20 protein-coding genes and 1 riboswitch are annotated in these 20,542 nt (G+C 58.0%); of the genes, 9 read left to right on the top strand and 11 right to left on the bottom strand.

Annotated features, from left to right (window positions below; all coding sequences use genetic code 11):
* Positions 1-102 precede the first annotated feature (102 nt).
* On the top strand, positions 103-1,539 hold the full coding sequence (locus AB1A64_RS09080) for a DegQ family serine endoprotease (RefSeq protein ID WP_366551260.1): 1,437 nt from the start codon (positions 103-105) through the stop codon (positions 1,537-1,539).
* Positions 1,540-1,756: 217 nt separating this feature from the next.
* On the opposite strand, the gene AB1A64_RS09075 is transcribed toward AB1A64_RS09080, so the two are convergent.
* The 5 genes from AB1A64_RS09075 to AB1A64_RS09055 form a co-directional block, all read right to left on the bottom strand.
* Entirely contained in the window at positions 1,757-2,425 is a 669-nt protein-coding gene (locus AB1A64_RS09075) for a Crp/Fnr family transcriptional regulator (protein WP_366551113.1), read from the bottom strand.
* Positions 2,426-2,565: 140 nt separating this feature from the next.
* On the bottom strand, positions 2,566-3,171 hold the full coding sequence (locus AB1A64_RS09070) for an inner membrane-spanning protein YciB (protein ID WP_170357834.1): 606 nt from the start codon (positions 3,169-3,171) through the stop codon (positions 2,566-2,568).
* Positions 3,172-3,187: 16 nt separating this feature from the next.
* Complete coding sequence (locus AB1A64_RS09065; protein WP_366551112.1) at positions 3,188-4,090, bottom strand: EamA family transporter; 903 nt, start codon at positions 4,088-4,090, stop codon at positions 3,188-3,190.
* Between the two features lie 87 nt (positions 4,091-4,177).
* Entirely contained in the window at positions 4,178-5,341 is a 1,164-nt protein-coding gene (gene ftsY / locus AB1A64_RS09060; protein WP_366551111.1) for a signal recognition particle-docking protein FtsY, read from the bottom strand.
* Positions 5,342-5,399: 58 nt separating this feature from the next.
* On the bottom strand, positions 5,400-6,038 hold the full coding sequence (locus AB1A64_RS09055) for a lysoplasmalogenase (RefSeq protein WP_366551110.1): 639 nt from the start codon (positions 6,036-6,038) through the stop codon (positions 5,400-5,402).
* A gap of 124 nt (positions 6,039-6,162) precedes the next feature.
* Here AB1A64_RS09055 and AB1A64_RS09050 point away from each other — a divergent pair, with 124 nt between their 5' ends.
* The gene (locus AB1A64_RS09050; protein ID WP_366551109.1) at positions 6,163-6,558 is read left to right on the top strand and encodes a hypothetical protein; all 396 of its coding nucleotides are present in this window, start codon (positions 6,163-6,165) and stop codon (positions 6,556-6,558) included.
* 7 nt (positions 6,559-6,565) lie between these two features.
* Here the strand turns inward: AB1A64_RS09050 and xseA are convergent, their stop codons facing one another.
* Complete coding sequence (xseA, locus tag AB1A64_RS09045; RefSeq protein WP_366551108.1) at positions 6,566-8,059, bottom strand: exodeoxyribonuclease VII large subunit; 1,494 nt, start codon at positions 8,057-8,059, stop codon at positions 6,566-6,568.
* Between the two features lie 75 nt (positions 8,060-8,134).
* Between xseA and purD the strand changes: the two genes are divergently transcribed.
* Complete coding sequence (purD, locus tag AB1A64_RS09040; RefSeq protein WP_366551107.1) at positions 8,135-9,397, top strand: phosphoribosylamine--glycine ligase; 1,263 nt, start codon at positions 8,135-8,137, stop codon at positions 9,395-9,397.
* A gap of 92 nt (positions 9,398-9,489) precedes the next feature.
* Here purD and AB1A64_RS09035 read toward each other — a convergent pair whose 3' ends face one another.
* Together AB1A64_RS09035 and AB1A64_RS09030 are read right to left on the bottom strand one after the other, a co-directional pair.
* Positions 9,490-10,278 (bottom strand): VCBS repeat-containing protein, encoded by a 789-nt coding sequence (locus tag AB1A64_RS09035; RefSeq protein ID WP_366551106.1) that lies wholly within the window; start codon positions 10,276-10,278, stop codon positions 9,490-9,492.
* Positions 10,278-10,601: a 2Fe-2S iron-sulfur cluster-binding protein gene (locus AB1A64_RS09030; protein ID WP_170348307.1), complete on the bottom strand. Its 324-nt coding sequence runs from the start codon at positions 10,599-10,601 to the stop codon at positions 10,278-10,280. Before AB1A64_RS09030 ends, AB1A64_RS09035 begins: the two co-directional genes overlap by 1 nt.
* Positions 10,602-10,728: 127 nt before the next feature.
* On the opposite strand from AB1A64_RS09030, the gene AB1A64_RS09025 reads away from it, so the two are divergent.
* The gene (locus AB1A64_RS09025) at positions 10,729-11,100 is read left to right on the top strand and encodes an OB-fold nucleic acid binding domain-containing protein (RefSeq protein WP_366551105.1); all 372 of its coding nucleotides are present in this window, start codon (positions 10,729-10,731) and stop codon (positions 11,098-11,100) included.
* Positions 11,101-11,104: 4 nt separating this feature from the next.
* On the opposite strand, the gene AB1A64_RS09020 is transcribed toward AB1A64_RS09025, so the two are convergent.
* The 3 genes from AB1A64_RS09020 to AB1A64_RS09010 all read right to left on the bottom strand — a co-directional run bounded on the left by AB1A64_RS09020 (position 11,105) and on the right by AB1A64_RS09010 (position 13,789).
* Positions 11,105-11,839, bottom strand: a complete 735-nt coding sequence (locus AB1A64_RS09020; protein ID WP_366551104.1) for an extensin family protein — start codon at positions 11,837-11,839, stop codon at positions 11,105-11,107.
* A gap of 366 nt (positions 11,840-12,205) precedes the next feature.
* A complete protein-coding gene (locus AB1A64_RS09015; RefSeq protein WP_366551103.1) occupies positions 12,206-12,859 on the bottom strand; it encodes a hypothetical protein in 654 nt (217 codons plus the stop codon).
* Positions 12,860-13,090: 231 nt separating this feature from the next.
* Complete coding sequence (locus AB1A64_RS09010; RefSeq protein WP_366551102.1) at positions 13,091-13,789, bottom strand: glutathione S-transferase N-terminal domain-containing protein; 699 nt, start codon at positions 13,787-13,789, stop codon at positions 13,091-13,093.
* Between the two features lie 121 nt (positions 13,790-13,910).
* Positions 13,911-13,988: riboswitch (SAM riboswitch) on the top strand.
* 70 nt (positions 13,989-14,058) lie between these two features.
* On the opposite strand from AB1A64_RS09010, the gene metZ reads away from it, so the two are divergent.
* From metZ to AB1A64_RS08985, 5 genes are all read left to right on the top strand, one after another.
* Positions 14,059-15,249: an O-succinylhomoserine sulfhydrylase gene (gene metZ / locus AB1A64_RS09005; RefSeq protein ID WP_366551101.1), complete on the top strand. Its 1,191-nt coding sequence runs from the start codon at positions 14,059-14,061 to the stop codon at positions 15,247-15,249.
* A 147-nt stretch (positions 15,250-15,396) separates the two neighbouring features.
* Entirely contained in the window at positions 15,397-16,500 is a 1,104-nt protein-coding gene (gene folE2, locus AB1A64_RS09000; RefSeq protein ID WP_366551100.1) for a GTP cyclohydrolase FolE2, read from the top strand.
* A gap of 277 nt (positions 16,501-16,777) precedes the next feature.
* On the top strand, positions 16,778-17,455 hold the full coding sequence (locus tag AB1A64_RS08995; protein WP_366551099.1) for a hypothetical protein: 678 nt from the start codon (positions 16,778-16,780) through the stop codon (positions 17,453-17,455).
* A 50-nt stretch (positions 17,456-17,505) separates the two neighbouring features.
* The gene (locus AB1A64_RS08990; RefSeq protein ID WP_366551098.1) at positions 17,506-18,954 is read left to right on the top strand and encodes a TrkH family potassium uptake protein; all 1,449 of its coding nucleotides are present in this window, start codon (positions 17,506-17,508) and stop codon (positions 18,952-18,954) included.
* A complete protein-coding gene (locus AB1A64_RS08985) occupies positions 18,954-20,528 on the top strand; it encodes a thiamine pyrophosphate-binding protein (RefSeq protein WP_366551097.1) in 1,575 nt (524 codons plus the stop codon). Before AB1A64_RS08990 ends, AB1A64_RS08985 begins: the two co-directional genes overlap by 1 nt.
* The last annotated feature ends 14 nt before the right edge of the window (positions 20,529-20,542 follow it).

The following is a 20,542-nucleotide window of genomic DNA, read 5'->3' as shown; positions in this document are numbered from 1 at the left end:
GGTTGCTATGCGGCACCCTTATGACGTTGTTCGACAAGGAGTTCCCAAGTGCAGGCACAAGCGCGCAGTATATCCGTCCAAAGGGACGACAGTGTTGGTTTCATGCGGCTGATGTGGTTGGCCTTTGCGGGGATGTTGCTTGTTCTGGCCCAATCCGTCGCCGCGCAGGCGCGGAGCGAAAGTCTGGCCCCGCTGGCCGAAAAGATCAGCCCGGCAGTGGTGAACATCACCACCTCAACCCTGATCGAAGGGCAAACCGGCCCACAGGGGATCGTGCCCGAGGGCTCTCCGTTCGAAGATTTCTTTCGCGAGTTTCAGGACCGTGATGGCGAAGAGGGCGACCGCCCACGCCGCAGCAATGCGCTGGGATCGGGTTTTGTGATTTCCGAGGACGGCTATATCGTCACCAACAATCATGTCATCGCGGAAGCTGATGAAATCCTTGTGGAATTCTTCCCAGGCGACGGCCAGCCCAAGAAAGAGCTGCCCGCCAAGGTGATTGGCACAGATGAAAAAACAGACATCGCGCTGCTCAAGGTCGAAGCCTCGGGTCCGCTGCAATACGTGCAATTCGGTGATAGCGACATTGCGCGTGTGGGGGATTGGGTGATCGCCATGGGCAACCCGCTGGGACAGGGCTTTTCTGTTTCGGCTGGTATCGTGTCGGCTCGCAACCGGGCGCTGAGCGGTTCTTATGACGACTACATTCAGACGGACGCAGCGATTAACCGCGGGAACTCGGGCGGGCCGCTGTTTAATATGAACGGCGAGGTGATTGGCGTGAACACCGCGATCCTGTCGCCCAACGGCGGCTCCATCGGGATTGGGTTCTCGATGGCGTCAAACGTGGTCGTTAAAGTCGTCGACCAACTGCGCGAATTCGGTGAAACCCGCCGTGGCTGGCTGGGCGTGCGCATTCAGGATGTGACCGAGGACATGGCCGAAGCGATGGGGCTGGACAAACCCGGCGGCGCGCTGATCAGCGATGTACCGGACGGTCCGGCCAAAGATGCTGGCCTGCTTGCTGGTGACGTTATCCTCAGCTTTGACGGGGTCGAGGTCGAAGATACGCGCGGTCTGGTGCGTCAGGTGGGCGAGACTACGGTTGGCAAGTCGGTTCGTGTTGTGGTGCATCGCGACGGGGGCACTCAGACCGTTTTGGTCACGCTGGGCCGTCGTGAGGAAGCGGAACGCGCGGATAGCGAGGAAGAGGAAACACCAGATGCCGCGCCTGAGGAAAACGCCGATATTCTGGGCCTGACGATTTCACCCCTGACGGATACGTTGCGCACCGATCTTGATCTGGATGCGGATGCAGAAGGGCTGGTTGTGACTGCGGTGGACGAAGCGTCCGAAGCTTATTCCAAGGGGCTGCGCTCCGGCGATCTGATTACCGAAGCTGGCCAGCAGAAGGTCAGTTCGATTGAAGATCTCGAGGCCCGCATGGAAGAAGCGCGCGAGGCAGGCCGCAAGTCGTTGTTGTTGCTAGTACGCCGTGGCGGTGAACCGCGCTTTGTGGCGCTGAGCCTGGGCGAGTAACTGACACCTAAATAAACCAAAAGGCCGGGGTTATCGCTCCGGCTTTTTGCGTTTTTTGGGGGTGAAAAAAGGTGAGCCACACGCCGGGGAGGCGCATGGCTCTGATACAGGGAGAGGTCAGTGGACAGATATCGGGGATGATTCTCTGACCTCCTACGGTAACAACTAAGAGATTAGTCTTGATGTTGTAAAAGGTCTGTGAAGCAGGTCACAGGGGTCAGATCAGGTCGGATTCTGCCAGTTCTCGCAGGGCCTGGAAATCCTGAATCATCAACCCGCCACGCGAAGCTTCGACCACGTTGTCGCGTTTCCAGGTCGAGATCGTCTTGGACACCGCCTCGCGCGTGGCGCCAACGAATTCGGCCAGTTCGCTTTGCGACAGGGTGATCCGGGTTGATGGGTCATCCTGAAGTCCGGACAGGTGTAACAGCTTGCGGGCCAACCGGATTGGCATCGGCAGGAACACCTGCTCATTCAGCTGCGACCCCATCCACCGCATGCGCAGACCGGCCAATCGGATCAAGTCGACCGCCAGATCGGGATGCTGGCGAATTTGCTCCATCACGTCCCCCTGCCGGACACGCAAAATGCGCGAGGATTCTGCCGCGGCGATGGTGGCGGTGCGAGGGCCGCTGTCGAACAATGCGATCTCTCCAAACACTTCGCCGGGGCGCATCAGGGTCAGCGACAGCTTGCGGCCGCTCATGGCCAGAAAGGACACCTCAAGCGTACCTTCTAGGATGGCGAACAGCGCGTCACCCTCATCGCCTTGTTCAAAAAGGACATCACCGCGTTCCAGTGCGATTTCAGTCGCCTGGGCGGAAAGCATGGCTTTTAACCCGTCGGATGCCTCGGACAGGAAGCCGCTGTCTGGGAAAGCCGTCATGAGTTCCAGATTCTCCGGCTGTGAGTGTTTTGGTGGTGACACAACTTTCCACAGGTTAGGCCTTAAGCCAAGGTTTTTGTCGGCATCGGCCGACAAACCATCGCAAACGTATGAGGCGAACGCCTTCCCAACCGGTTCATCTACTGGTGGTCGGGGTCATCCATGTAGCTTTGAAGCAGGTTGAATTGCAGCATCAGAAACACCATCAGCGCTATGGGAAAGCCGAATGTTTCGATCTTGACCCAAAGGTCGGTGGACATTGTCCGCCAGACAAATTCGTTGGCCACCGCCAGAACCGCGAAACAACCGCAGAGTCGCCGGGTCAGGATCATCCAACCCTCGTGGCGCATCGGCAGCATCTCGTCCAGGACATAGGCGAGGTAGGATTTGCCTTGCAGCAGACCGATGCCAAGCATGATCGAAAAGAAGCCGTAGACTAGCGTCGTTTTCATTTTGAAAAACCGCTCGTCATTGAACCAGGCGGTCAGGCCACCAAAGAAAATAACCATGAATGCGGTGAAAATCTGTATCCGGCTGAGCTTACCAGTCAGAAACCAAAGAACCCCCATCGCGGCCAGCATAAGCGGCACAAAAAGGATGGTGGCAATGATAAAGCCGGAATACTCGATGCCGCCGATCAGGAAGCTGTCATCGCGCAGGCGCAGATAGATGAAGAAAAAAGCCAGTGGAGGCCCAAGCTCCAGCACTTGCTTTAGAAACGGGTTGATCTCTTTTTTGCCTGACATAGTGGTTTCCTGCTGCTTACCCGCCCATTTCAACTATTACGGCGCCGAGTGCAATCAATGCCATCAGCGCAATCCGCCTTGGCCCCACGGTTTCCTTCAACACCAGCCAGCCGATCAAGGCCGCAAAGACGGTTGAGGTTTCACGCAGGACTGCAGCTTCGCCGACCTTGTCGAGCCTTGTAGCCAGCATGATGGCTCCGAAAGACATGGGGGCGATAATGCCGCCTGCAAGGCCGCGCAGCATCAAAGGTCCAATGGTCGGGCGATTGATCATCGCGCGCCATCTCAGAAAGGCATAGATCGGCATGGTCGCACCGTCGATCATGAAGAACCAGGCCAGAAAGGTGAACGGATCGGCGGTGGCGCGGATGCCATAAGCGTCATAGGTGGTGTAAAGCGCCACGAACAATCCGGTCGCAACGGCCAATACCAGCGCAATGCCCAACGTGTCGCGGTTGGTTTCGAGAAACCGAAAGTTATAGGCGGCCAATCCAAAGATACCGGCCAGCAGGACAGCCACGCCGAACCACTGAATGCCGGTGAAGGTTTCTCCGAACAGCAGGTAGGCACCGATGACGGTGAACAGGGGGCCGGTGCCGCGGACAACCGGGTAGACGACAGTGTATGACCCTTTGGTATAGGCCATTGCCTGCAGGACTTTGTAGGCGACATGGATCAGCCAGACGGTGGCAAAGATTGGCCACATGTAGGGTTCTGGCCACGGCACCACGAAAAAGGCGAACGGCGCAGCCATCAGGCAATAGCTCGCGTCGATAGCGCCGCGTGACAGCCAGGGATCGTGGCGGCCTTTTTGCAAGGCTCCGAACACCGCGTGCAGGAAGGCGGCCATCAAAGCGAGGCCGAGAGCCAATTGGTGGCCTGCTTCCGTGCCTTCTAAAGAGATCAGCCAGTCGCTCAAGTATCAGGTCTTTTCGCTGGAGGGAGAGGCTGGGGTTTTCCACCCCCAGACCCCCGGAAGGTATTTGGGGCCAGATGAAGCTGCGGATCAGGATTGCTCAAGACCGGTGAGCGCGGCGGCGAATTCTTCGGGATCAAAGGGGGCGAGGTCGTCGATCTGCTCTCCGACGCCGATGGCGTGGATAGGCAGGCCGAACTTGTCGGCCAGTGCGACTAGAACGCCACCCTTGGCCGTGCCGTCCAGTTTGGTCATCACCAGGCCCGAGACGTCCGCCAGATTGCGGAAGGTCTCCACCTGACTCAGCGCGTTTTGACCGGTGGTGGCATCCAGCACTAGCAAAGTGTTGTGCGGCGCGGTTTCGTCGACTTTGCGGATAACGCGAACGATCTTGGCCAGTTCTTCCATCAGGTCGGCGCGATTCTGCAGACGACCGGCGGTGTCGATCATCAGCAGGTCGGCTCCGTCCTCTTGCGCCTTGGTCAGCGCGTCAAAGGCAAGGCTGGCCGGATCGGACCCTTCTGGGGCGGTCAGGACTGGCACGCCTGCGCGTTCGCCCCAGACTTGCAGCTGTTCGACAGCGGCGGCGCGGAACGTGTCACCGGCGGCGATCACGACTTTTTTGCCAGCAGCCTTGAACTGGCTGGCCAGTTTGCCGATCGTTGTGGTCTTACCCGACCCGTTCACGCCGACGACCAGCACCACTTGCGGACGTTTGGCGTAGATGGGCAGGGGTTTGGCGACCGGCTCCATTACGCGGGCCACTTCCTGCGCCAAAAGCTGTTTGATTTCCTGGGTCGAGAGTTTGCGGCCAAAGCGCCCTTCGGCCATGTTGGCGGTGACACGCAAGGCAGTATCCACGCCCATATCCGAGGCGATCAGCAGCTCTTCGAGCTGTTCCAGCATGTCGTCATCCAGCGTGCGGCGCACGGCGGATTTGGCCTCGCTGCGTCCAAACAGCCGACCCAACACGCCTTTGGAGGGTGCTGCCTCGGGGGGCGGGGGGGCAGGTGTCGGATCAACAGGCGCGGGCTCGGGTACCTCGACCGGTTGCGGCGCTGGCGCAGGTTCGGGCACTTCGGGAACTGGTTGAGGAACTTCCGGTACGGGTTCTGGCTGCGGCTCTGGGGCTGGGATAATCGGGTCGGGTGCGGCCGTTTCCTCGCCCCCATCTTCGACAATGGCCTCAAGCCCCTGTTCGAGGCGGGACGAGGATTTGAACAACTTGTCCTTGAGCTTTGAGAAAAACGCCATTTTTGGTCTCCGCAGGTGTTCCCCTCACCTAATGCGGATTTGCGGCAGTTGCAAAGGGTCAGAGGAACGCAATCAGAAGACCCGCCTGAGCGCCCCAATAAAGTGGCCAGACCAGATAAGGCGTAATCTTCAGGGCGGGATGGCCGCTAGGCAGCAGGAACTTTTCGGTTGCCAAGATAAGATCCGAGGCAATGAAGGCCAGAGCTGCAGGCAGGGCCCATCTGAGGGCGCCGGTTTCAGGCAGGGTCAGTACGGCGACGCCCATCCCCAGGATGATTGGTATATAACCCAGCACAGGACCTTTGAGGTCCCCGGCCCGTGGGGCCAACAGGGTGGCGGCGACAATGCCCAGAATGATGAGGGACCAGAAATATCCAGGCTGTTCGAAAATCAGGGCAAGATTGCTTGAAGGATGGGTGAGAAACAGGGCGATATAGGCAAGATGACCGGCGGCAAAGGCCCCAATCCCGGCCATGAAAGTGTTCTCAGTCTCGCGCGACAACAGTGCGTCGCCAATGGCGCACGATAAGAGAGCGACGGCCAGAAGAAGCGGACCTGCACCCAACAAGGCAGTCACGGCCAGCAAGGCGACGGATGCAGTTTTCAACACGGATCGCAAAGTGCTGGCCGGGCGCGGTGACAGCGGCAGGTAGGCCAAAGCACAGACAGTCGCGAGCCAGAACAGTACAGTTGTCATAGATACCTCTCCGTTTTCAGCAGCTTGTGACGGGTTGTTGATTCACCTCAACCGTGACGTTGAGGCAGCGATCCTGCGGAAATGGTGATTGGCGCCGGACAATTGCTTCTGACAGAATGTGGCTATGCTCAGATATCTTGTGATTCTTCTTTTGCTGCCCGCGTATTCAGTGTCGGCTCAATCAGCCCTGTCGGGTGCGGATTTTGACGACTACACGCGGGGGAAAACCCTGTTCTACGGTTTTCAGGGGCAGGTATATGGCGTCGAGCGGTACTTGCCCAATCGCCGCGTTATCTGGTCGTTTCTGGATGGCGATTGCAAGCATGGTGTCTGGTACGAAAAGGATGCACAGATCTGTTTCATCTACGAAGACCGACTGGATCCGCAATGCTGGGTATTCACCCGTTCAGGGGGCGGTCTGATCGCGCAATTCGAAGGCGACCCGGAAGAAACAGAACTCTACGAGGCCGAGGATGTTGACGAAGAGATGATCTGCCATGGGCCGGATGTTGGCGTCTGAGACCGGCTCAGAACAATGAACCCTGATCAGACGCGTCTTTTTTGGTCGTTTTTTTCGTAGCTGATCGTGGGGCAGCTGTTTGACCAGTGTTCAGCACGCCATCGGCGAACTCTATCTCAAGTGAGCCATGCTTTGCAGCCTGAGCTTTTGTCGTGACAACCTGATCGTCGGCGCGGACCACGGCATAACCCCGTTGCAACGTTGCCTTGTAGCTGAGCGTTTCGCGTAGGCGGTCGGTGGCGTCCAGCTGTTGTCGCATCCGGTCCAGACGCGTTGTTTGGGCGGCGTTCATACGCTCGGCCAACCGGGTGATGGATTGGCGCTGTATCTCGATCTCACGCTGAATGGGACGCAAGGACAGGCGTGACGACAGGTTGCGCACCGCTTCTTGTCGGCTTGAAACGAGGTTGCGCAGGGTCGAGGGGCGCAAATGGGCGGAAAGCTTAACCACTTGCAGGTGGCGGTTCTGCACACCGCGCTCCAACGCCGGGGTCAGGCGATCTGCAATCAAATCAAGCCGTTGTCGCGGGGTGTTCAACAGGCTGTCCGGGCGCGGTAGCGCGCGGGACAGGTCGCGCAGGCGCTGCGACCGACGTTGGACCGCGTCGGTTGCGGCCCGCGACAGACGTGCGCCTTGTTCGCCGGTCCAGGCCAGCAGCTCTATCCGCACGGGCACGGCCAGTTCGGCGGCGGCGGTCGGAGTGGGCGCACGACGGTCTGAGACGTAGTCAATCAGCGTCGTGTCCGTCTCGTGTCCCACGGCCGAGATCAGCGGGATATCTGATCCCGCAGCGGCACGCGCGACGATTTCCTCGTTAAAGCCCCACAAGTCTTCGATCGATCCGCCGCCACGGGCGACAATGATCAGGTCGGGGCGGGGTAGGGCTCCGCCGGGTGTTAACTTGTTGAACCCGTTGATTGCACTCGCAACTTCGGGGGCACAGTTCGACCCCTGCACGGCGACTGGCCAGATCAGAACCTTGCGCGGGAACCGATCCCGCAGGCGGTGCAGAATGTCCCGGATGACCGCCCCTGAAGGAGAAGTAACCACGCCAATGACCTGCGGCAGGTAGGGCAACGGTTTTTTGCGCTCGGGGGCAAACAGTCCTTCGGCCTCAAGCTGTTTCTTGCGTTTCTCCAGTAACGCCATCAGCGCGCCTTGACCGGCAACCGCGACCTCATCGACGTTTAAATTGTATTTCGACTGCGCGCCAAAGGCGGTCAGTCGACCGGTGACGACGACCTCCAACCCTTCTTCCGGAACAACGGACAGCCCTGAGATTTGACCCTTCCACGTGGTGCAGGCCAGCACATTCCGGTCATCCTTGATGTCGTAATACAGATGCCCCGACCGCGCCTTGAAAACGCGACCGACCTCGCCGCGCACACGGATTCGGCCGAACGTGCCTTCGAGCGTGCGTTTCACCTCGCCCGAGATGTCTGAAACTGTGTATTCAGGGGTGTTTTGGCCGGGAATGGGGTCGTCAAGCAGGTCGGACATTTCAGCGCCTTGTGTCAAATGCTCGGCCAGCTTAGAACGCGCGCAAGGCGAGGCCAAGCAGATCGGAGAGCATTCATGAATATCCTCATTCTCGGCAGTGGTGGGCGGGAACACAGCCTGGCCTGGGCGGTGATGCAGAACCCTAAGTGTGACCGTCTGATCGTAGCGCCAGGAAATGCCGGGATCGCGCAGATCGCGGATTGCGCCGCGCTTGATATCGAAAACGGTGGCGACGTCGTCAGCTTTGCCGAAGAAAACGCGATTGATTTCGTGATTGTCGGCCCCGAGGCCCCCTTGGCTGCCGGCGTGGCAGATCGCCTGCGCGAAGCAGGCGTGCTGGTGTTCGGGCCTTCTGCGGCGGCAGCGCAGTTGGAGGCGTCGAAAAGTTTTACCAAGGAAATCTGCGATGCGTCGGGCGCACCGACCGCAGCCTATGCGCGGTTTACCGAGGCTGAACCAGCCAAAGCCTATATTCGCGAACAGGGGGCTCCGATTGTCGTCAAGGCCGACGGATTGGCCGCAGGCAAGGGCGTGATCGTGGCGATGGATGACCAAACCGCATTGGACGCCATCGACGACATGTTCGGCGGCGCCTTTGGTGGGGCAGGGGCTGAGGTGGTCATCGAAGAGTTCATGGATGGCGAAGAGGCGTCACTGTTCGTGTTGTGCGATGGTGAGAACATCCTGTCCATCGGCACCGCACAGGACCACAAGCGCGTGGGTGAAGGTGATACCGGCCTGAATACAGGCGGTATGGGCGCCTATTCCCCGGCACCGGTTCTGAGCGCTGAGATCGAAGAACGCGCGATGGAAGAGATTATCAAGCCCACTGTGGCCGAAATGAAGCGTCGCGGCATGCCGTTTCAGGGCGTCCTATATGCCGGTCTGATGATCAAGGATGGTCAGTCTAGGTTGGTGGAATACAATGTGCGCTTTGGTGATCCCGAGTGTCAGGTTCTGATGATGCGCCTTGGTGCGCAGGCGATGGACTTGATGCATGCCGCTGCCGAAGGCCGGTTGGGCGAGGCGCGGGTAAACTGGGCTGATGATCATGCCCTGACCGTGGTGATGGCGGCGAATGGATATCCAGGCAAGTACGAAAAGGGCAGTGTGATCAGCGGCCTTGAAGGGTTGCCCGAGGATAGCGGGAGTATGGTGTTTCACGCCGGAACCAAGGCGTCGGAGGGTCAGATCGTGGCCTCTGGCGGTCGCGTTCTGAATGTCACCGCGCGCGGAGACACGTTGCCAGAGGCGCGGGACCGGGCCTATGCGGCTGTCGATGGCATTGACTGGCCTGATGGGTTTTTCCGTCGCGATATCGGTTGGCGGGCGCTCTGATCCCAATGCCTCCCGCGCCCTGACGGTGCATCAAAGATGCACCGCCAAAGGCCTTGGGCCGGGCAGCCCGCTGGCGCGGGCTGCGGTTGGCTCTATTTGGAGCAGGCCAGCGCCCATTTCATTGCGGACGAGGTAAAAGGCAGCAGTTCCCGTTTTTTCCAGCCATCATCGTAGTTGACGCTAACAATGCTGCTCCAGTCGGCGTTGACCACAATAATTTCACGGCTTCCTCCGCATTTGCGAATGCCGCCGGTGATGAAGTCTTCGCCGATCCGGTGATTGGTCAGACCGGGTAGGGTTGCGATCTCGGTCAGTGTGCTGTTCTGAAAGCGCCAGATGCGCAGGGTTTTGGCCAGATGCGGGCGGTCGATGTAAGCGATTTCGACTAGACCATCGCCATCCAGATCCGCTGCGCCAATTGGAGCGAGCCAGCGAAAGCGGGTCCCAATGTGGGGCGTGGCTGCGATCTTTTCTCCACGTGCGTTGTAGATTGCGAGTTGTGCCCCGGTATGGGCGCTGGATTCCACGACGATCACTTCGAATCTGCCGTCGAGATCTACATCGACAATACGTGGCGCGATGTCTTCGAATACGCGATCAAGCGGCAACTTGATGGTCAGAACCGAGCGTTTGTAGACCGGCTGGATGAAGAGCGTTTTAGTTGACGTATTCGAAACTTTAAGTTCAAGCGCGCCATATTCGATGTCGTCGCCCAGTACGCCGTGGGCATAGCGTGCCGTTGGCTCGGTGAAGCGGGCGCTTGTGATGGTGTCTGCAGCAAGGGGTTCCACCCCCGCAAGCCACACGCTTAACGCCATCAGCGCGCCGCGTGCCCGATGTTGCCACAGGCGATCAGGCAGACGCGGCGCTTTGAAAAACATCAGATCTGCTTTTCGGGCATCTGTACTACTAGACCGTCCAGCTCATCCGTGACCTTGATCTGGCAGGTCAGGCGCGAACGGGTCGGGTCGGGCTCATAGGCAAAATCCAGCATGTCTTCTTCCATGTCATCCTTGCCTGGGACTTTCTCGACCCAGTCGGGGTGGATGTAGACATGGCAGGTCGAGCAGGCGCAGGCGCCGCCGCAGTCGGCCTCGATGCCGGGGATGTTGTTGTCGCGGGCCCCTTCCATGACTGTCAGCCCGTTGGCGACCTCGACTGTATGTTCGGTACCGCCATGCTCGACATAGGTGATCTTTGCCATTGCGTGCGTCTTCCTTTTTCGATTGTCGAATTCTTCCTTAGTGAAGGCGTTTGGGTCTTTCCAGTACCATTTGCGACTCAACACGCCGTGTCTGGACTTTCCTACAGTTTGTTCTATTTTTGTTCTAATGCTTATTGCCCCTGTTCACCCTGCGGTTTCAAACCGGGACTGGCCGCGCCCGCCGGCCTGCTTGCCAGCCAACCGGCTGGACGACCCGCCCGAAGGCGCGCGCGTGGCTGTCGCCGGGCTGGTGATTCTGCGGCAGAGGCCGGGGACAGCCAAGGGGGTGATCTTTGTCACGCTTGAGGATGAGACCGGCATCGTGAACGTGGTCGTCTGGCGAAAAATCTACGAACAATTCCGTCGCGCGGTGATTTCCGGGCGCCTGTTGCGGGTCACGGGCCGGATGCAGCGGGCGCATTCGGTGACCCATGTGATCGCGGAAGAGATCGAGGATATCTCATCAATGCTGGATGTATTGGTACGGGGAGAGGGTTAGGCCACTAGCGGCAAACAGATCCGCTGCGGCGGCGCGCCGTGTCAAAATGGAAATGCCCTTTGTGATAGCGGTCGGCGTCAGGACCCAGAACTGTGCCGAACAGACCGCAGGCGCCTGCATGAAGCTCACGCATGGCCTCGCTTGTATCTTCAGCTGCCCACCCGTCGCGTACCGTGATCACGGTGCCATCCATTAGTATAAAGGATGAGATATCAATCGCGCGGCCACGGGCGTGTTCCGACATTCGCGCGCGCGGCTGGTTATTCTGTGTCTTGCACGCATAGTGGCCGGCCAGACGAATTCCTTTCAAACCGCCACCCTGATCCGCAAAGGTGGGTTTGGCCGTGTTCTCCAGCCATGTCTTGAGCGTGATGGCGGTTTCGCAATCCATCAGCGCCAATTGGCTGAGAAAGACATCAGACACCACGCGGATACGCACGGGATCGGCAATGCCACATCCCCGGTATTTTCCTCTAAAGGGTTTTCGGCTCTCGCCGAGAATGGTCCAGTCACCACACACCGCACCGCGATCGCGCATCCGTTCGCGGCCAACCTCGATCTGACGGAATTTGCAGGGTCGCAGCCGCGGTCTGGGGGATACAGTCAGTTCGCGCTTGGCGGGGGCTGCGACGGCGTCTTCCTCCAACAGTACGTCCAATTCAGCGGACGGGTCATAGGCCACCAGTTCATGCGGTTGAGCCTGCGCAGCCTCCTCGCAATCTGGCGCGGCACTCGCCATACCTGCGCATAAAAAAAACAGAGGGGTTAAAACTCGCATAAAACAACTCGTTCAATTTCCGGCCCGACCGGTGGTCGCCTGACCAGCCTCAAAACAGGTGTCGAGGCGTGGACCGGTCTGGGTTTTGCAAAATCCTTTTCCTATTCAAAGCCAGAGTATAGCAGGGATTTCTCATCGCTTGAACAAATTGCTCTGTGCTGGCTTTCCCTTGTTGCCTCAGTGCAGATCGAAATGCAGTGCGCAGTTGATGCCGAATTTGAACCCAGAAGATGTAGAGGATACCTCGCGGAACTGGATGTGATGGTGCGGGCGGGGGATAGGTCTGCAATGCGAACAAAGCAGCCTTTTGCCATCCATTTAACCTCACTATTTTACGATCCGTATAGTTGTTGAGCCAACCACTTGGTTTTCATAAGAAATGCTTAGGATGATTTCGTATCGGCGCACGGCGTCCAAACCAACAAGCTTGGCGATTAACGAAGGGGTGTGACGTCTGTATTGCTCCGTCGTCCAATACCCCGTCATGGTCGCCACGGGCTGATTCTCACTTGTTGGAACAAAATCCTCGCTGAAGTACCTGTAGGGTCCGGCCACCTCAAATTCGTGATATTTAAACCAATTTTGGATTCTGTCTGGATCACCAAGGCTTCGAGTAACTCGAAACACACACACAGCCGCTCCGTCGCCCGTACCAACTCTGGCCCAATCAAACTTGAGTAGATTTGGCACCTCTTTGTTTTGTTCATCTTTCAGAAGGCAACTTTTCACATCGGGGTATGTCTGAATGGCTTCTCGAAACTGCTCCCACCGGGCCTGCTCGGGCTCCATTACATATCCGAGAAACAGGTAAGGTTCATCTTCCTGGTTGGACAGATGGTCATATTCGATCGTGCAGGTTTCACTCGTCTGGCAGTGTTCCCAAATGTCTTCAGGTGCGTTCTCTGACAAAGCCGCATACCCGGTGCAAAACCATACGAGTGATGATGCGATACTCAGGAATTCAATTCGGAACTTGTTCATTGGTGCGCTCACGCAATTAAAAAGAGTGTCGCCAGTAGTCACTCACGTTAAGAGAAAGTCTCGTGACTTAACCAGTCAGGCTTACCTTACCTGTCGATGTCATCAAATCGGGTCTTCTCAGACAAACCAAGACCCTTCGCTAAATGGATGGCGAAGCCCACTTTTCTGATGTTCAGGCAAGCTGCAGCATTGGTAATTGTGGGCTCAGAGCCGACACTGGATCAACGGGCCTTATCGCTTAAACAAGGTCTCCTGCGCCTGCTTGTCCCGGTTATCCCCACGCAATTCTGCGTGTAGCGCGCGACCGGCTTGGACGCCGGGGCGGGCACTGACCGTCTCCAGCCAGCGGGCAAAGTGCGGCTTGCCTTCTAACTCCTGCTGTTGCCCTTCCCATAGACTTGCCCAGCCCCAGATTGACATGTCAGCAATGGAATAGAAGTCTCCCGCAACATACTCGTAGTCAGCCAGCCGTCGATCCAGCACACCGTACAAACGCCCGACCTCGGTACGGTAGCGGTCTTTGGCATAGGGCAGGTCCTGCGGTGGGTCCATGTAGGGTGCGTATTTCAGGAAGTGATGCGCCTGACCGGCCATCGGGCCAACGCCACCCATTTGCCACATCAGCCATTCTTCGACCGCGATCCGGTCACGCTCGGTATTGCCATAAAACCGCCTGGTCTTGCGGGCCAGATACATCAGGATTGCCCCGCTTTCGAACACGGATACCGGCGCGCCGTCGGGCCCGTCAGGGTCAAAGATTGCAGGCATACGGTTGTTGGGCGAAATCTTCAGGAACTCGGGGTCAAACTGATCACCCTTGCCGATGTTGATCAGATGCGTGGAGTAGGGCAGCTCCATTTCTTCAAGCGCGATGGATACCTTCCACCCGTTGGGGGTAGGCCAAAAATACAGATCAATCGAGTCCGCCATGTGCCCTCCTTTTGTTGAAAGGATCATGCGGGTTTCTGACGAGGCGGCAAGAGCCGATTACGCAACCGTGACCAGGGAAAGCCGGGCTTGACGTCAAACCTCCCGAAGCGTATTGCCTCTCGCAGAGCTACGTGGCGATTTGTTACCGGATTGCGGGCCACGCTAAACAACACCGCTAAAAGGTCAGGATGAAAGGCCCCTTTCGCTTGACCGCGTCTGGGGTTTTTTTGATGCCTTTGCAAGGCAAGGCAAGGGTCGAGAGGAATGACATGAGCGAAAGCTGGAACAAACGCACCCAAGCCGTCCATGGCGGCATCCGCCGCAGCCAATACAATGAGGTCAGCGAGGCGATCTTTCTGACCCAGGGGTTCGTCTACGAGAACGCCGAACAGGCCGAGGCCCGGTTTCTGGAATGTGGCCCGGATGAGTTCATCTATGCCCGCTATGGCAACCCCACCGTGTCGATGTTCGAGCAGCGTATTGCGGCGCTTGAGGGGGGCGAGGATGCCTTTGCCACTGCTTCAGGTATGGCCGCCGTAAATGGCGCGTTGACCTCGATGCTGAAGGCCGGGGACCACATTGTTTCGGCTAAAGCGCTGTTTGGCTCTTGCCTGTATATTGTCGAAAACATCCTGACCCGGTTCGGCGTGGACGTGACATTTGTGGACGGCACCGATCTGGAGCAATGGAAAGCAGCGATCCGGCCGAACACTAAGGCGGTATTCTTCGAATCCATGTCGAACCCGACGCTTGAGGTGATCGACATTGCCTCAGTTGCCAAACTGGCCCACGCCGCCGGGGCTCTGGTGATTGTGGACAACGTCTTTTCCACTCCTGTCTTCTCACGCGCGATAGAGCAGGGAGCCGATGTGGTCGTCTATTCCGCAACCAAGCACATCGACGGGCAAGGGCGCGCATTGGGTGGTGTCATCATCGGCACGAAGGAGTTCATTCGCGGCACGGTCGAGCCTTACCTCAAGCACACTGGTGGCGCACTGAGCCCGTTCAATGCATGGATCATGCTAAAAGGTCTTGAGACCATGGCGCTTCGCGTCAACGCGCAGGCAGAAACGGCCCAAACAGTGGCTGAAGCTCTGGAAGGGCATGTGGCGCTCGTACGGACCTTGTATCCTGGCCTGAAGACGCATGCACAGAGTGACCTCGTGCAGACACAGTTGGGCGGCAAGGGTGGCACAGTTCTGTCGCTGGACATCAAAGGCGGCAAGGATGCAGCTTTTGCATTCCTTAATGCGATGAGGATTCCCGTGATCTCGAACAATCTGGGAGACGCCAAGTCGATTGCCACGCACCCGGCGACCACGACGCATCAGCGCCTGAGCGATGAGCAGAAAGATGAGCTTGGCATCACCCCCGGTCTGATCCGTTTGTCCATTGGGCTAGAGGACGCCACTGATCTGTTGGCTGATATCAAGCAAGCGTTGGACGTGTCGCAGCGGTAAAGCCGCAATTAACCTAAACACACAGGGTGCAAATGCCTCGCCCTGTGTGAAAATGCATCCAGGCTTTGTTTTTGAGCGTATACAGGTAAACTGGAAAATCTGCCGAACCTGTATATAGTCCGGCGACCAACCGAGGAACCCCGTTCGATGAATGTGTACCCCCGCACCATTGAAGACGCACCTGACAATGATGACGCCGCCGCAGCGTTGAAAACGCTGCGCAAATGGGCCGAGTCCGCGACCGAAGCTGAAATCAGCCAGCTTGATCCAGCCATCGCGCGCCTGGTGCCTGGGCTGGTTCCGGTGAATTACCCTTCGCTGTCGCGTGATTATGCCGAAGACTTCAAGGTCGACGCGGCCTATCGGGCATCGTTGCCAGACCTTCAAAACGGACCGTCCAGCCTGATCCGCGGGGCCAAACAGCAGATTCAGCATGTGGGCATTTCCAACTTCCGCCTGCCGATCCGGTTTCACCGTAAACATGGTGACGACCTGACGCTTGAAACCTCGGTGACCGGAACGGTCAGCCTTGATGCCGAAAAGAAGGGCATCAACATGTCCCGCATCATGCGCTCGTTCTACAAACATGCCGAACGCACGTTCAGCTTTGAGGTCATGGAGGCCGCGCTGGACGACTACATGACCGATCTGGACAGTTTTGATGCACGTATCCAAATGCGCTTTTCTTACCCGGATCGTGTGGAAAGCTTGCGATCGGGACTGGCGGGGTATCAATATTACGATATCGCGTTGGAACTGGTCGAACAGAACGGCGCACGTCAGAAGATCATCCATCTGGACTATGTCTATTCATCCACCTGCCCATGTTCGCTTGAGCTTAGCGAACATGCGCGGTCCACACGGGGGCAACTGGCGACACCGCATTCTCAGCGTTCTGTCGCGCGGATTTCCGTTGTTGTTGATTGCGAAGCGGATTGCCTGTGGTTTGAGGATCTGATCGCGCTGTGCCGCCGCGCCGTACCGACCGAAACGCAAGTGATGGTCAAGCGCGAGGATGAACAGGCCTTTGCCGAATTGAACGCAGCCAACCCAATCTTTGTCGAAGACGCCGCGCGTTTGTTCTGTGCCGAGCTTCTGGCCGATCATCATGTCGGTGATTTCCGCGTGGTGGCCAGCCATCAGGAAAGCCTGCACAGCCACGACGCAGTTTCGGTTCTGACCGAAGGGCCAACCTTTGTTTCCGCCAGCCTGGATCCGCGCTTGTTCTCGACCCTGTTTCACATCGGGTAGCTCGAAAAGAGCATCCTGTTGTCTCATTTTGATCCAATTGGCGAAATATTGCCGCATTGCAGCAATTTTTCTGCACGCGCAGTGTGTTTCGCGTTAAACTATCCGTGAACGCAGCCGTGGTGTGAGGGCGTGTCAGCCCTCGGGCCACTCTGAAAAGGAAGCCGCGACGTGCGATGCCCGGGGATTTCAGGCCTTGGTCACTCGCCCCTAATACCGGGGTGGGGCAGAGCGGTTCTTTTCTTGGAAGGTTGCTTCGTTTTTACAGGAGAAATGACTAATGAATCCGATTACCCAACCGCTTGAATTTCAGGCGGCGGCCATTCGACTGGCCGGTTATGCAGTCAGCAACCAACTGAAGATCATGCAGATTTTGGCGAATTCGGCCATGGAGCTGCCTTTCGTTCCAGTGCATGCCCTGCACGCGTCTTCGTCGGTTCCTGCACCTGCTAAAAAGAAGCCGGAATTCAAATCCAAGGCGGCGGTTGCCAAGCCTGTAGCCAAGGTCAAAACGACCGCCACACCAAAGTCCAAGCCGAGCGTTCGGGCCAAGACGGCAGCGACCCCAAAGGCCGAATCACCTAAACCCGCTGTGGCAAATGCAACCGCCAAGCCAGCAGTAGCCAAAGTTGCAGCGCCTAAACCCGCGGCCGTCAAGCCCGATGCAAAGCCCGCCGCACCCAAACCTGCCACAAAACGCGTAGCTCCTAAGGCAGTTGCGAAACCTTCGGCACCCAAGGCCACAGCCAAGCCAGCCGCGCCCAAAGTGCAGGCGGCGAAATCGGTCACGGCAAAACCAACGGCTGCACCTGCTGCCAAGCCTGCGGCACCCAAAGCCGAGGTGAAACCTGTGGCGACCCTAGCGGACACAGCCAAGCCTGCGGCACCTCAGAACCGGACGCGCGCGCCTTCGAAACCGCCCGCGATGCCCACACCCGTCAGCAAAACCGACAAGTAAACGGGACATCCGCTTGACACTGTCGTGCAGGCGCGCCAACGCTGCGCCTCATGACGGATATGCGCCCGGTTGGATATGTGATTGGCCTGTTGGTCGCCATTCTTGGGGCGACCATGATGCTTCCCATGCTTGCGGATTTCATCGAAGGCCGGGGCGAATGGCCAGTGTTTCTTGGAAGCGGCGTCATCACCATGCTGACGGGCGTTATCCTGTCCATTAGCTGTTCGAACGGAGTGGGCGAAGGTCTGACCATTCGTCAGACCTTTTTGCTGACCACTGGCGTTTGGGTGGCGCTGCCCTTTTTCGGCGCAATCCCGTTTTTATTCGGCGAGACCGAGCTGCGTTTTGTCGATGCCTATTTTGAGGCGATGTCGGGGCTGACCACCACTGGTTCGACCGTCATTTCCGGGCTTGATAATCTGCCGCAGGGTTTGCTGTTGTGGCGCGGGTTGCTGCAATGGCTGGGCGGTATTGGTATCATTGTTGTCGCCATGGTTTTCCTGCCCGAACTTCGCGTGGGGGGGATGCAAATATTCCGCTCAGAAGGGTTTGAAACCATGGGAAAAATCCTGCCGCGAGCGCAAGAGATAGCAGGGCAGATTTCCCTGATCTATGTCTTTTTGACCTTCGTCTGCGCGCTTGTCTACGCCGGTTTGGGGATGGGGTTTTTCGATGCCGTCGTGCATGCGATGACAACCATCGCGACCGGAGGATTCTCGAACTACGACACGTCCTTCGGTAGTTTCTCGGGGCCGACCGAGTATGCGGCTGCGGTCTTTATGATCCTCGCGGCGCTGCCCTTCGTGCGCTATGTTCAATTCGCCAATGGCAACACGAACTCACTGTGGCAGGACAGCCAGATACAGACATTCCTGGCGACAATCCTGGTGCTGGTCGTGGTTATGGCGGTGTTCCTGACCGTGGTCTTTCCGCATCATTGGGAACAGGCGTTCCGGGAATCGCTGTTCAACATCACCTCGATCATTTCGGGTACGGGTTATGCCAGCGTTGATTACATGACGTGGGGCAGTTTCCCGGTCATGCTGTTCTTTCTGATCGGTCTGATCGGAGGATGCGCGGGCTCGACCGCATGTTCGATCAAGATTTTCCGGTATCAGTTGCTGTTTGCGTCGATCAAAACGCAAATTCGCCGTATTCGGTCACCGCATGGCGTATTTGCCCCGCGATATGGCGGGCGCACCATCGGGACGGATGTCCTGACCTCGGTGATGAGTTTCTTCATGTTCTTCGTGCTGTCGCTGGGTGTGCTGGCCTGGGCGTTGGCTCTGACAGGGCTGGACTTCATCACTTCGGTTTCTGGGGCTGCGACCGCACTGGCCAATGTGGGGCCGGGACTTGGTAGCCAGATTGGCCCCGCAGGAAATTTCGCCGGTCTGAATGACACCGCCAAATGGCTGTTGTCCGTCGGCATGCTGGTCGGACGGTTGGAACTGCTGGCCGTCTACGCGTTGTTCACCGTCCAATTCTGGAGAAACTAATGAAAAGACCCTTGGGGGCCCAGATTTCGCATATGTTGAAAGATCGGGGCGTTGACGTGATTTTCGGCATTCCCGGTGTTCACAATCAGGAAATGTATCGCGGCATCGAAGAAGCTGGCATCACGCATGTGTTGGCCCGGCATGAACAGGGGGCCGGGTTCATGGCCGATGGCTATGCCCGTGCAACCGGCAAGCCGGGCGTGGCCTATGTGATCACCGGGCCGGGGCTGTGCAACATCATGACACCGATGGGGCAGGCTTATACGGATTCGGTGCCCCTGCTGGTGATGTCGTCGTGTCTGGATGAAACGCAGGCGGTGCATGGGCAGTTGCATCAGATGAAGGATCAGCTTGGGGCGGCTGAAACCGTGACCGACTGGTCGCGGCAGGCCAATTCCGCACAGGCCGCTTATGGTCTGGTCGAGCGTGCTTTTGAAGAATTCGAACTGTCCCGCCCGCGCCCCAAACATATTCAGGTGCCGATTGCCCAGCTTGAGGCCGATGCCGAATCCGCGCCATTTCCCAATCAGCCGGGGCTGCGCACCAAGGTTTTGCCGCCCGACATTGCTCCGGTCATGTCACTGCTGAATATCGCGCGCAGGCCGTTGTTCATTTTGGGCGGTGGCGCGCGCTCTAACCTGTGGCGGCAGATATTGACGGAACTGGGTGCGGCCTGCTTCACAACTTTTGCTGGGCGTGGGATGGCCGGGCAGGGCTATGCGTTGGACTTTGGTGCCATGCTGACGCGCCCCGGCAGCGCCGAGGTAATAGGGTCCGCTGACCTTGTAGTCGCCGTAGGTGCCGAACTGGGCGAGGTCGATCTGTGGCGCGACAACCTGGGGCACAGCGCTCATCTGGTGCGGGTCGATCTTGATCCCAGAGTTCTGTCTGATCACCATCGCGCAGGCGTCAAGCTGCAGGCTGATGGGGAAAGCTTTGCGCATGCTTTGTGGGGTGCGATTGATAAGGTGAAACCCGCAACGGGTTGGACACCGGAGGAAATCACCGAGGCACGCAGACGCTGGCGTGCCGAGGTCGATGCCGAGCGGCCAGGGATCGTTCCGGTGCTTGATGCTCTGCGCGATGCCATGCCAGCGGATACGATGATCTATTCCGACATGACCCAAATCGCCTATGCCGGGAAAGAGGTCTGGGATATGGCCTATCCCTATCACTGGCATCACCCGACCGGCTTTGGCACGTTGGGATATGGATTGCCTGCGGGCATCGGCGGTGCAGTTGCGCGCCGGGGAAAACCAACAGCTGTGATCGCCGGGGATTACGGATTTCACTATACAATGATGGAGCTTGGTGCAGCGGTCGAGCTTGGCCTTTCACTGCCCATTATCCTGTGGGACAACGGCAAGCTGAAAGAGATCGAGGACAGTATGGTCCGTGGTCAGATTGCGCCGAACGCGGTGATCGCCCACAACCCGGATTTCTGCAAATTGGCCGAGGCCTTTGGGGCCCTGTCTGCCGCGCCCGCTAGCTTGGCCGAAATGCAGACCGCAGTGCGTGCGGCCTTTGATGCGCCGGTTCCAACCCTGATCCGCGTAACGCCTGATATCGTGTAACCACAAAAAACGCC

It is taken from the genome of Ruegeria sp. ANG10 (assembly GCF_040705255.1).
In the GTDB taxonomy this organism is placed as follows: Bacteria; Pseudomonadota; Alphaproteobacteria; order Rhodobacterales; family Rhodobacteraceae; genus Ruegeria.
The sequence above is the reverse complement of the archived record's forward strand: the minus strand, read 5'-3'. Positions and strand labels throughout refer to the sequence as shown.

What these genes read in the sequence shown, in the direction of transcription:
- AB1A64_RS09025 (WP_366551105.1), top strand. Translation starts at nt 10,729, where the DNA reads ATGCTTATTGCCCCTGTTCACCCTGCGGTTTCAAACCGGGACTGGCCG.
- metZ (WP_366551101.1), top strand. Translation starts at nt 14,059, where the DNA reads ATGAGCGAAAGCTGGAACAAACGCACCCAAGCCGTCCATGGCGGCATC.
- AB1A64_RS08995 (WP_366551099.1), top strand. Translation starts at nt 16,778, where the DNA reads ATGAATCCGATTACCCAACCGCTTGAATTTCAGGCGGCGGCCATTCGA.
- AB1A64_RS09055 (WP_366551110.1), bottom strand. Translation starts at nt 6,038, where the DNA reads ATGACAACTGTACTGTTCTGGCTCGCGACTGTCTGTGCTTTGGCCTAC.
- folE2 (WP_366551100.1), top strand. Translation starts at nt 15,397, where the DNA reads ATGAATGTGTACCCCCGCACCATTGAAGACGCACCTGACAATGATGAC.
- AB1A64_RS09080 (WP_366551260.1), top strand. Translation starts at nt 103, where the DNA reads ATGCGGCTGATGTGGTTGGCCTTTGCGGGGATGTTGCTTGTTCTGGCC.
- AB1A64_RS09035 (WP_366551106.1), bottom strand. Translation starts at nt 10,278, where the DNA reads ATGTTTTTCAAAGCGCCGCGTCTGCCTGATCGCCTGTGGCAACATCGG.
- xseA (WP_366551108.1), bottom strand. Translation starts at nt 8,059, where the DNA reads ATGTCCGACCTGCTTGACGACCCCATTCCCGGCCAAAACACCCCTGAA.
- AB1A64_RS08985 (WP_366551097.1), top strand. Translation starts at nt 18,954, where the DNA reads ATGAAAAGACCCTTGGGGGCCCAGATTTCGCATATGTTGAAAGATCGG.
- AB1A64_RS08990 (WP_366551098.1), top strand. Translation starts at nt 17,506, where the DNA reads ATGACGGATATGCGCCCGGTTGGATATGTGATTGGCCTGTTGGTCGCC.
- AB1A64_RS09020 (WP_366551104.1), bottom strand. Translation starts at nt 11,839, where the DNA reads ATGGCGAGTGCCGCGCCAGATTGCGAGGAGGCTGCGCAGGCTCAACCG.
- AB1A64_RS09030 (WP_170348307.1), bottom strand. Translation starts at nt 10,601, where the DNA reads ATGGCAAAGATCACCTATGTCGAGCATGGCGGTACCGAACATACAGTC.
- purD (WP_366551107.1), top strand. Translation starts at nt 8,135, where the DNA reads ATGAATATCCTCATTCTCGGCAGTGGTGGGCGGGAACACAGCCTGGCC.
- AB1A64_RS09070 (WP_170357834.1), bottom strand. Translation starts at nt 3,171, where the DNA reads ATGTCAGGCAAAAAAGAGATCAACCCGTTTCTAAAGCAAGTGCTGGAG.
- AB1A64_RS09050 (WP_366551109.1), top strand. Translation starts at nt 6,163, where the DNA reads ATGCTCAGATATCTTGTGATTCTTCTTTTGCTGCCCGCGTATTCAGTG.
- AB1A64_RS09075 (WP_366551113.1), bottom strand. Translation starts at nt 2,425, where the DNA reads ATGACGGCTTTCCCAGACAGCGGCTTCCTGTCCGAGGCATCCGACGGG.
- ftsY (WP_366551111.1), bottom strand. Translation starts at nt 5,341, where the DNA reads ATGGCGTTTTTCTCAAAGCTCAAGGACAAGTTGTTCAAATCCTCGTCC.
- AB1A64_RS09015 (WP_366551103.1), bottom strand. Translation starts at nt 12,859, where the DNA reads ATGAACAAGTTCCGAATTGAATTCCTGAGTATCGCATCATCACTCGTA.
- AB1A64_RS09010 (WP_366551102.1), bottom strand. Translation starts at nt 13,789, where the DNA reads ATGGCGGACTCGATTGATCTGTATTTTTGGCCTACCCCCAACGGGTGG.